Source organism: Parapedobacter composti, from assembly GCF_900112315.1.
In the GTDB taxonomy this organism is placed as follows: Bacteria; Bacteroidota; Bacteroidia; order Sphingobacteriales; family Sphingobacteriaceae; genus Parapedobacter; species Parapedobacter composti.
Map to the genome: position 1 here is coordinate 54345 of NZ_FOLL01000022.1, position 10092 is coordinate 64436.

Annotated in this window: 12 protein-coding genes; 3 read left to right on the top strand and 9 right to left on the bottom strand. The window is 48.2% G+C overall.

The genetic code is table 11. The features are described from left to right. Positions 1 to 26 precede the first annotated feature (26 nt). Entirely contained in the window at positions 27 to 170 is a 144-nt protein-coding gene (locus tag BM030_RS19910; protein WP_170845809.1) for a hypothetical protein, read from the top strand. Here the strand turns inward: BM030_RS19910 and BM030_RS17545 are convergent. Beyond that, positions 167 to 937, bottom strand: coding sequence for a TerC family protein (locus BM030_RS17545; RefSeq protein ID WP_090974914.1), 771 nt, complete (start codon positions 935 to 937; stop codon positions 167 to 169). The genes BM030_RS19910 and BM030_RS17545 overlap by 4 nt on opposite strands. Before the next feature lie 39 nt (positions 938 to 976). After that, entirely contained in the window at positions 977 to 2128 is a 1152-nt protein-coding gene (locus BM030_RS17550; RefSeq protein ID WP_090974915.1) for an acyl-CoA dehydrogenase, read from the bottom strand. Positions 2129 to 2345: 217 nt separating this feature from the next. On the opposite strand from BM030_RS17550, the gene BM030_RS17555 reads away from it, so the two are divergent. Further along, entirely contained in the window at positions 2346 to 3269 is a 924-nt protein-coding gene (locus BM030_RS17555) for a DUF6263 family protein (RefSeq protein WP_139215938.1), read from the top strand. A gap of 18 nt (positions 3270 to 3287) precedes the next feature. Here the strand turns inward: BM030_RS17555 and BM030_RS17560 are convergent, their stop codons facing one another. The 7 genes from BM030_RS17560 to BM030_RS17590 all read right to left on the bottom strand — a co-directional run bounded on the left by BM030_RS17560 (position 3288) and on the right by BM030_RS17590 (position 8218). After that, positions 3288 to 3815, bottom strand: coding sequence for an adenine phosphoribosyltransferase (locus BM030_RS17560; protein WP_090974917.1), 528 nt, complete (start codon positions 3813 to 3815; stop codon positions 3288 to 3290). Continuing rightward, positions 3812 to 4729: a ComEA family DNA-binding protein gene (locus BM030_RS17565; RefSeq protein ID WP_090974918.1), complete on the bottom strand. Its 918-nt coding sequence runs from the start codon at positions 4727 to 4729 to the stop codon at positions 3812 to 3814. The genes BM030_RS17560 and BM030_RS17565 overlap by 4 nt, the downstream gene beginning before the upstream one ends. Before the next feature lie 87 nt (positions 4730 to 4816). Then, a complete protein-coding gene (gene hpf, locus BM030_RS17570; protein ID WP_090974919.1) occupies positions 4817 to 5164 on the bottom strand; it encodes a ribosome hibernation-promoting factor, HPF/YfiA family in 348 nt (115 codons plus the stop codon). Positions 5165 to 5178: 14 nt separating this feature from the next. Next, entirely contained in the window at positions 5179 to 6060 is an 882-nt protein-coding gene (locus BM030_RS17575; RefSeq protein WP_090974920.1) for a tyrosine-type recombinase/integrase, read from the bottom strand. Positions 6061 to 6151: 91 nt separating this feature from the next. Next, positions 6152 to 6343: a 30S ribosomal protein S21 gene (gene rpsU / locus BM030_RS17580; RefSeq protein WP_090974921.1), complete on the bottom strand. Its 192-nt coding sequence runs from the start codon at positions 6341 to 6343 to the stop codon at positions 6152 to 6154. Positions 6344 to 6464: 121 nt separating this feature from the next. Further along, positions 6465 to 7208 carry an SDR family oxidoreductase gene (locus BM030_RS17585; RefSeq protein ID WP_090974922.1) on the bottom strand — a complete coding sequence of 248 codons (744 nt, stop codon included), beginning with the start codon at positions 7206 to 7208 and terminating at the stop codon, positions 6465 to 6467. Beyond that, positions 7205 to 8218 carry a ketopantoate reductase family protein gene (locus BM030_RS17590; protein WP_244519037.1) on the bottom strand — a complete coding sequence of 338 codons (1014 nt, stop codon included), beginning with the start codon at positions 8216 to 8218 and terminating at the stop codon, positions 7205 to 7207. Before BM030_RS17590 ends, BM030_RS17585 begins: the two co-directional genes overlap by 4 nt. Positions 8219 to 8364: 146 nt before the next feature. Between BM030_RS17590 and BM030_RS17595 the strand changes: the two genes are divergently transcribed. Continuing rightward, complete coding sequence (locus BM030_RS17595) at positions 8365 to 9804, top strand: aminotransferase-like domain-containing protein (RefSeq protein WP_090974923.1); 1440 nt, start codon at positions 8365 to 8367, stop codon at positions 9802 to 9804. Positions 9805 to 10092: the final 288 nt, after the last annotated feature.

Genomic DNA, 10092 nt, shown 5'->3' on the forward strand with positions numbered 1-10092 from the left:
GGTATTGGCATAACTGTTAGCAAATTATGAAAAAGAAGTTCTTCAAACTACTTGTGAAACTGAACAACAGGGTGTTGCCGAAATATTCCAAGAAAGATCCGTCAAGATTGACGAAATTTCAGCAGGCCATTGTGGGCTACCGGTATTGGGCACTGATTAATTCGCTTTAATGCACGGGGATTTCCGGCTTTGCGGGCTTCTTTTTTTGTGCCCTCAGGTTAAGATACTCTACCAACACGGAAAATGCCATGGCAAAGTAAATGTAACCCTTGGGGATATGCTGATTGAACGCTTCGGCCGTGAGCGATACCCCTATCAATAACAGGAAAGCCAATGCCAGCATCTTGACCGTGGGGTGTTTATTGACAAAATTGCTGATGGTTCCGGCTGATATCATCATAATAACAATGGCAATAACCACGGCGGCAATCATTACCTCGATGCGATCAACCATACCCACAGCGGTAATGACTGAATCCAGCGAGAACACCACATCAAGGATAATAATCTGGATGATAACGTTGGTAAACGTTACGGCCTTCCCCTTTAGTTCATGACTATCCCCTCCCCCTTCGATTTTGTGATGGATTTCGGTAGTGCTCTTGTAAATCAGGAATACGCCCCCGAGCAGAAGTATCAGGTCGCGCCCCGATAGGTTAAGATACGCCTGCCAACGTTCGTTTTGGATGTTGAACCACGTTGCCAGGTCAATCAGCGTTCCTGTAAGTGACATCACCCACTTGATGGAAAACAAGAGCAGCACCCGCATGATCAGGGCCAGTGCCAAGCCCAGTTGCCGGGCACGGGCTTGCTGCTCAATCGGCAGCTTTCCGCTTAATATGGAAATGAAAACGATGTTGTCAATGCCGAGTACGATCTCCAGTACGGTGAGTGTAAGCAGTGAAATCCAGATTCCGGGGTCTAAAAGCCATTCCATAAGCAAGATGTAAACGTCCAAATCTACATATTGTTTCGCTTACTTCAATACTTCACGTGCAATTATCAACTTCTGGATTTCAGATGTTCCTTCTCCGATGGTGCAGAGCTTGGCATCACGATAATATTTTTCAACCGGAAAATCCTTGGTATACCCGTATCCGCCGAATACCTGTACGGCTTCGGTTGCGCACCGCACAGCTACCTCCGAGGCGTAATATTTAGCCATGGCAGAATTTTTTGTCACCTCAAGACCCTGGTTTTTCAGCTCGGCGGCCTGCCGGGTCAGCAATTCTGCGGCTTCAACTTCGGTAGCCATATCGGCCAGCTTGAAAGAGATGCCCTGGAAGTTGGCAATCGGCTGCCCGAACTGGTGTCGTTCTTTGGCATATTTCAGGGCTGCATCCAGCGCGCCCCGCGCAATTCCAAGCGCCAGCGCCGCAATGGAAATACGCCCGCCGTCTAAGACCTGCATGGCCTGCCTGAAACCTTCGCCTTCTTCACCCAGCAGGTTTTCCCGCGGCACGCGGCAATTGTCAAATACCAGCCCGGTTGTTTCCGATGCTCGCATACCGAGTTTGTTTTCTTTTTTGCCATGGGTGAAACCGGGAGTACCTTTTTCAATGACCAGGGCCGATACGCCATGCGAGCGGCCCTTCTCGCCTGTACGCACCATGACCACGGCCAAGTCGCCGCTTTTTCCGTGGGTAATCCAGTTTTTTGAACCGTTTACCACATATTCATCGCCGTCCAGCACCGCCGTGGTGCCCATGCCAAGAGCATCCGACCCAGTATTAGCCTCGGTAAGCGCCCATGCACCTATCCATTCTGCCGTAGCCAGCTTAGGCAGCCAGCGCTGTTTTTGGTGTTCGTTACCGAAGGCGAGGATATGGCCGGCACAAAGAGAATTATGCGCCGCAAGGGAGAGGCCCACGGCGCCGCACACTTTGGCTACTTCAACGATAATATCGACATATTCATGATACCCCAAGCCTGCGCCCCCATACTCTTCCGGCACCAAAACGCCCATGATACCCAATTCGCCCATAGCCTTGAACGTGTCAAGCGGGAAAGTCTGTGTTTCGTCCCATTCCATCACATGTGGACGGATATGCTTCTCCGTGAATTCACGCACCATCTGGCGCACCATTTCGCGGTTTCCGCCATCCGTTATCTCCTGTTCGCTATGCATAATCTTCGGTTTTACGCAATTATACGTAATGCTCTTAGAAAAGTAAACCAAAAAAAATACGGTATAATGCAGAATAGTTTGGTTTTCGGTATAAATACAGCTTGGTTGCTACTGACACATACTATTGCACACGAGCGGTACGCCGCGGATTTTTTTTAAAAAAATTAACGCTACATTTAGGGAAAGACTACCTTTGAAGAAATTTCACTGACGTACCATGAAACACCGAAAACTCATTTTCCCGGGATTGTTCGTTTTTTCCTTGTTGGCTTGCCACATGACGTGGGCGGGCCCGAGAGCCGGGCTGGCAAACGGCAAAGAACCCATTGAACTGAAGTTTAACCTAAAACCGGGCGAAAAATACCTGTTCTCTTCAGAGACTAGTCAACGCATCGTCCAGGAAATGATGGGCCAGAAGATGACCACCATCCAGAGCGTTACATCGCACTATATCTACGACATCCTTTCCGCCCAAGATGGTGTTACGAAAGTGCAGGTTACTTTTGACAAAATAAAAATGGGTACGGACGTTGCGGGAATGCAACGGCTCACTTATGATTCTGACAACCCGGACGAATCGGCCAAAGAGATGAAACCCATGTCTGTCATGATCGGCAAATCGTTTTCCATGTATGTCAGCGAAGCGGGGAATGTAGAGAGAATCGAAGGTCTTAGCGAAATCTTCGATGAACTGGAAGGCATGCAGGGTGAGATGCTTAAACAGTTTTTCGGCGACTCTACCATGATGCAAAACATGAGCATGATGACCAACATCTATCCCGACGGCCCTGTTGATGTGGGCAGTCAATGGAACAAGGCTTTTGCCGGCCCATTGGCAGGCATGATGAAAGTTAGTTCAGACATGACGTTCTCATTATCGGCTATTGAAGGGTCGAATGCCCAGATTGCGGTGCAGGGCACCCTCGATTTTTCAAAGCTGGAAAACGGCAATCCCATGCTTCAACACGCCACGCTCAACCTGAACGGCACGCAAACAGGCACGTTGACTGTTGACACGCGGTCTGGCCTGCCCATGAAAAGTGTACTTAATCAGGAAATCAAAGGCGACCTCGAAATACAGGGAATGAAGATACCGATGACCATGGTATCTGACATCACCATTACCGGGGTTAAATTATAGACGGCAGCAGAAACACCATCAGTAGTTTGCCAGCGTTACCACCGAAGAACTATAGCGGGCGAGCCGCTCATGCCCCTTTAGGAAGTCCAGACCAATGACAAAGGCGTAGCCTGCCACCTGGCCGCCGAGTTGCTCGATGAGTTCGCTTGCGGCCACGACGGTTCCGCCGGTAGCTAACAGATCGTCATGTATCAGCACGCGGGCACCGGGAGAAAAGGCATCTTCATGGATTTCAATGGTAGCCCGCCCGTATTCCAGGGCATACTCTTGCTTTATGGTGCGGCAGGGAAGTTTCCCCTGTTTCCGGATGGGTACGAAAGGCTTGCCGAGGCGCTGCGCCAGCATCAGCCCGAATAAGAATCCACGGCTTTCAATGCCGGCGACAACATCAATGGCGCCCGTCGTAAGCCGGTTGACGAAACTGTCTACTATTGCACCGCAGAGGGCCGGATCCTGAAGGATGGGCGTAATATCTTTGAAAACAATCCCCGGTTCGGGAAAGTCAGGAACGTCACGTATCACGGACTTTAACAAATGCTCAATCATTCGGAAACGGTTAAATATGGTGCAATTTTACTAAAAATTACCTCGTCCATGATGGCAATGCCCAACAAATCTTCGATAGCCCGGTATGGTCCGTGCTGCTTACGGTACTGCACGATGGCGTTGGCCAGCTTTGAACTGATAAAGGGATGGGCATTTAGCTGGCGGTAATCGGCGCTATTGAGCGGAATTTTACGGATGCCGGCGCTATCTACATACACGTAATCCCGTAAACCATTGAAGCGAACGGTGTCAAACCCGTATACGTCCATCAATTGTAAAATATGGTGAAACCCGCCAAGGAGATCCCGAAACCGTACGATTCGCGAAGCGAAGACAGGTCCGATGCCCGGCAGTTGCTGCAACGTTGTAGAATCGGCGGCGTTCAGTTCAATCGCCGGGATCGAAGTGGTTACTTCGGACGATGCGCGCGTATTGTCTGCACCGCCATCGCCGGGCACTGGATGGGCGACAGGCGGTTTCGGTGTCTGCTGGGGTATCCGGATGTAGGGTTCCAAACGGATATAGTCTGCCTCTTGGATGGCATAGATTTTCTTCAGATCTTCTTTCCGGCGAAAACGCCCGCCTTTGGCCTCATAGTTTTTAATCATTCGGATCTGCCGCTCGGATAGTCCCAGCCGCTTCCAATCGACGACAGCCAACCCATTGGGGTTGAACGGAAAATATTCAACGATATCGCTTTCTTCGTTAGGCGGTGGCGATACTGTGTTTTCGACGGTGGCCAGGAACGCTTCTATTTCTTGCACACGGTCTGAAATACCGTCATCCCTGTTATGCTGCCACCGGGAATACCCATACGGCCATATCCACATGCCGATTAACAGCACGCAAAGGATGGCAATCCCTTTCAGCTCCCTACGGCTAAAACCGAAATATCTCTCAAGCCAATTGAGCATAGGTCTACAGTGTAATGCGCCCTGAAAATAACAAAAACACCCGACAGTTAAAAACCATCGGGTGTTTCTGGGCTCGGCGGAGTGTTGCTAAGCCGTATATAGTGCCGTGGTGGCCAACAATTCCTTGTGGTTGCTTACTTTGGCCCTCATTTTGGTTTTATGTTTGTTGATTTGTCTGCGGAGCGACTCTATCGCCAAATCCGTCGCTTCTTCAAAGGATTTGGCCTGCGCCTTAGCAAACAGCTGGCTACCAGGTATATTAAGCTTAAATTCGGTTACTTTGTTGGCTTCATCTTCAACATTTTCCAGCTTTAGGTAACATTCGCCATCGATGATACGATCGAAAAACTGATTGAGTTTGTTCACCTTTTTCTGGATGAATCTGATGAGTTTCCTGTCTGCATCAAACCGGATAGATTGCACAGTGATATTCATATTTCCTCCTTTTTTTAAGCCTTTGGATGGGCTTGCTTATAAACTGATTTCAACCGTTCGACCGAATTGTGGGTATAGACTTGGGTGGCTGCGAGGCCAGCATGCCCCAATAACTCTTTAATGGCATTCAAATCTGCTCCGTTGTCAAGCAATGCGGTAGCGAACGTGTGCCGCAGTACATGCGGACTTCTCTTTTGCTGTGAAGAAACTGTACTTAGATAACGTGTTACAATATTATAGATTAGCTTCCGATAAGCATGCTTACCTTCTTTAGTAACGATCAATTGGGTAGATATATTATCAAATTGCTGGGCTTTTTTTTCAGCAATATAACGCCGAAGTAGTGCCAGGAGCGTCCGGTTCAGCGGAACAAGCCGCTGCTTGCTGCGTTTGCCGAAGATCAGCAAGTTTTTATTATAAAAATCGATATGCTCGTCCCGGATGTGCAGAAGTTCAGCCAAACGGATGCCGGTACCGAACAGTAGTTCCAGCACGGTCCGATCACGCAGCCCCTCGAACGTGTCAGGAAATGCATGCTCCATATCAAGCAACGCAGACAGCTTGTCTTTATCCACCACTACGGGAAGTCGTTTGGGTGCTTTCAATGCTTTTACCAGCGTGAACGGATTATGTGGCAGTGCGCCTTCACGCATCAGGAATTTATGATAGGTACGGAGCGCGGAGAGGCTGCGGTTGACACTCGTGGGACTATGGCCTGCCTCAAGCAGTCCGGCCAGGTAAGCCCTGGCATGACGGTGCGTAACATCCCGGAGAGAAGTATCCTGATCAAGTAACCGGCCAAGGTAACGCTGAACTTCATGTGTATAGGCCGCCAGCGTATGGTCGGAATAGCGCTTCTCGTACTTCAGAAAATTTGTAAAACGGTCCAAAAACATCGAAAACTACCCTTATATTCCACAAGTTGAATATACGGATAGTTTCCTGATGTCGCAAATAATTTGCTAAATAATCTGCGTTATATGTACCTTAGATGGTATCTTGAGCGAGACTTTGCTTGTAAATAGCCTTTTTGATCTGTGTACGACGGGTAACGGATCTCTTCTCATAGGCCTGGCGTGCGCGTAGCTCCCGCAATACTCCGGTCTTTTCAAACTTCTTCTTAAAGCGCTTCAACGCCCGGTCCAACGATTCACCTTCTTTCACATTGACAATAATCATATCCTATATACCTCCTTTCGTACAACTTTTATCCGGTTCGCCCTCTTGGGTTCAACCTGCCGTGCTTTAACCCACGGGGTCGCAATATTACGACAATTTTTCCAAACCACCAAATGTGAAACTACTTACCTCCCGTTACATCAATGAAAATACCGGTTGAGTAAGAAGAACGCGCTGAAGCCAGCCACAGAATAGCCTCCGCAACTTCTTTTGCTGAACCGCCCCGTTTCAGAGGTATGGCTTCCTTTACCCGGTTTATCCGATCCGGTTCTCCCCCATCGGCATGAATATCGGTATGAATGAATGCCGGACGGACGGCATTTACCCGAATACCTTCTTCAGCCACTTCTTTTGACAAACCGAGTGTTAGGGTGTCCAACGCCCCTTTACTCGCTGCATAGTCGGTATATTCAAAGGGCGACCCTGTTCTGGCGGCAATGGATGAAACGTTGACAATGGTTCCGCCCGGACCGCCAAACTTCGTTGACATCCGTTTAATGGCCTCCCTGCAACACAGGAATTGACCGATTATATTGGCGTTGAAAATCCGCTGTAACCGATTATAATCCATGTCAACCAGTTTCATTTGCCGTTCCAGAATCCCAGCATTGTTCACCAGGCAGTGCAGACTCCCAAAATGTTCATCCACTTCTGAAAATAGCCGGAGCACGTCATTTTCCTTGGATACATCCGCCTGAATAGCCGTGGCCCTGCCGCCGTTAGATAGGATCCGGTTAACTACATTATCCGCCGCCTGCTTGTTTTTACGATAATTAACCGCCACGGCATAGCCATGTTCCGCAGCGAGAAGCGCAGTGGCGGCGCCTATTCCCCGGCCTGCGCCTGTTATAAGTATTGTTTTCATTTGTTAAGCATTTTTCCTTTTGCAATACTACGCACATGCGGAGCCCGCCTTCGTTGCTGTGTGGCTGATTTTATTTTAATAAGTTTACCAAGCAGGAGAATTTCCTTTGTTAACTCTTGCATCTGCATTGATTGTGCTATTTTATCAATTTCAAAATTCAGGGTTTCTATTTCTGTGGGGCGCCCGGCCCTGATATCCTGCAAGGTAGATATAAGCTGGCCGTCAGCAACTTTACTTATCTGCAGCAGCCCTTCTTCGATTTCGTGCGCATTCACCGCTATACCTGCGGAATTGGCCACCTTAACGCAAGCACTGATGATGTTACGGGCAAGCACCAAAGCATACTCATCCCTGTGGAAGATACCGTTGTCAATATCAAGTAAGGGACAAACCGAATTGAATACCGTATTTATGATTGTTTTTTGCCAGACAGCCTTTTCGATAGCTGCGGTTGGGCTAAACGTGAACTCAGGCGTGCTGATTGAAGCGACAATAGCGTTTAATGCGGCAACACTTCCTTTCACGACGCCGACGGGAGAAGCGGAAACCTGCCGGAACGAGACCGTGTCTTTGCTTGCCTGGCTTGTGGCAAACAACACACCTCTGTACAGCGCGTGATATCCCTGATGTAAAAATGGTGCTTCTATGCCCAATCCATTCTGTAATAGGACTATCGGGAATTGATTATTTCTTTTGCCGAGCTTGGCAGCAAGCTTATCGTTGCCGAAAGACTTGCTGGTCAGTACGACTGTTCCTTCAAAGCGTTTGATAGCGCTCAGGGTAAGTACCGTTATTGTTTGCACATATTTCTTGCCACCGGCCAATTCCAACGTGATCTCGTCATTAGCGATGCGGCCGTCATCTACGCTTCCTCTGACCAGCACAACGTCCCTCCCATTATGCTTCAGCATAACGGCAAGGGCTTTCCCAATGGCGCCGGCACCGATAATGTATACCATATTATCCTTGTTGGTCATCTGAACTGCATGGTTACCGCTTTGCTGATACATGATCTGACGGTGATTTTGTTATAATGCAGATTTGGCAATAAACATGGCCTTCATGTTTATTGGCGGAAAAACAAAGTTCGACAAAATATAATTATGGCAGCAGATGCAGTTTTATTACTTTTGCAGGCAGCAGATAAATGCGATGAATGGAAAAGGTCAAAGAGAAACCGGACTTTGCATACATGCGGATTGCCAAGGTCATGGAGCAGCAAATCTTGAACGGTACATTACGCACCGGAGACAAACTACCTTCTTTAAGAACCATTTGCCGTGAGTATGGCGTAAGCCAGAACACAGCGTTAACTGCTTACTATAACCTGGAAAGCAAGTTTTTAATTGAAACCAGGCCTCAATCGGGATATTATGTACGCTATTCAAAAACCAAAATTCCGTCTCTCCCTCAAATAACCAATCCGGGCGCTAACGCGGAGTACACGGATAGTGAATCAATGATCCGAAAGGTTTATGACAGCCTTGGGGAAGACGGACATTTGCCGCTTGCCTTAGGTTCTCCTGCTAATGAACTGCTACCCATCGCAAAACTCAATAAAGGATTGGTGACGGCTACGCGAGAGCTCAAAGGCAGCGGCGTAGCCTATGACAAAACGGAAGGTAACGAACGGCTGCGGCGGCAAATCGCCCGATGGTCTTTTGCCATGGAGTGCGATCTCAATCCCGATGAAATCATTACGACCAGCGGTTGTTTGAACGCCGTATCCCTTTGCCTGATGGCGTTGACCGAAAAAGGCGACACCATAGCCATGGAAAGTCCCATTTCATTCGGGATGCTGCAATTGGCTCAGACCTTAGGCCTCAAGGTACTGGAGTTACCTTCTGACCCCCGAAGCGGCGTTGACTTGAATGCGTTAGCAGATGCGTTGAAGAAGAGAAAAATAAAGGCATGCCTTTTTATCAGCAATTTCAGCAATCCACTGGGAAGCTGCATGCCCGACGAGAACAAAAGACAAGCCGTAGGCCTGTTAGCGAAATACGATATCCCGCTTATTGAGAATGACCTTAATGGCGATGTCTATTTCAGCCAAAAGCGTCCGAAGTCATGCAAAACGTACGATGAAAGCGGCTTAGTGCTTTGGTGCGGGTCCGTATCGAAAACCCTTGCTCCGGGGTATCGGGTAGGCTGGGTTGCTCCGGGAAAATTCAAAGAGGAAGTGAGGCGAATAAAACGCTACCACAACATTTCCTCTACTTCCATTACACAGGAGGTCATTGCCGGATTTCTGGAAACAGGCCGGTATGAACGCCACCTCCGGAAGTTAAGGCACACACTTCATGGCAATTTGCTGAAATTTTCAAGGGCAATTGCTGACCACTTCCCCGAAGGGACGATGGCCAGCAGACCACAGGGTGGATTCGTTATTTGGGTGGAGTTACCTGGGCCTATCGATACGTATGACTTGTACGAAAAATGCCTGCGTTACAAAATTGGCTTTGCTCCCGGCCGGATATTTACTTTACAAAACCAATACAAAAATTGCCTACGATTAAATTACGGACTTTTGTGGAACGAAAAACTGGAGCAGGATCTTAAACTATTGGGTGGGTTGGCCCGAAGGGCGTTGAAATAGCGGATAGGCCTATCCGTTCGCGACAAAAATCGTGTCTAATGCTTTACAGGAGCAATTATTTATGTACAAAAATACTTCCGGTTTTGCGTGAGGTTCAACAAAAACCATGGCTCAGAGAAATAAAAAAACCACCTCAAAATTTCTTATGAGATGGCTTTTTTGTGCGCCCACCTGGGCTCGAACCAGGGACCAATATGATACTCCCTATTTGCTGGACAACTTCTGCACTAATTTAAGATATAATCACGACACATTTTTGATTTGCTGATAGAACCTTTCATCGGGTGT